This is a genomic window from Paraburkholderia sp. SIMBA_027 (assembly GCF_046535315.1).
Taxonomy (GTDB): Bacteria; Pseudomonadota; Gammaproteobacteria; order Burkholderiales; family Burkholderiaceae; genus Paraburkholderia; species Paraburkholderia tropica.
In genome coordinates this window covers 1-258 of record NZ_JAWRWY010000998.1, presented here as the reverse complement: position 1 = coordinate 258, position 258 = coordinate 1, and the positions used below count along the sequence as shown (strand labels likewise).

Annotated in this window: 1 protein-coding gene; it reads left to right on the top strand. The window is 67.1% G+C overall.

Annotated features, from left to right (window positions below):
* Window positions 1–258 (top strand): hypothetical protein (locus tag SB764_RS42100; RefSeq protein WP_410867051.1); only part of this gene is annotated, 258 nt, incomplete at both ends.

Here is a 258-nt window from a genome sequence, read left to right as displayed (position 1 = left end):
AACTGGTGACCATCCTCGATGCGGACGGCGCGAGGTCCGACGTCGACCCCCTCGCCGCGACCCTGACGCACCGTTCGGCAGCGCTCCAGTCCACTATCGGGGTCAACCCGGCCCTCTTCAGTGCCGGCACAGAGACCCACTCCGTGGTTTTGTTCCGCGAATCCGGCGGCAGGGCCGATCACGCCCAGGTCCTGGTGCACTACCAGCTGGAGCTTGCCAAGCGCGCCGGGCGAACCGTGGACCGTGTCATTTTGGGGA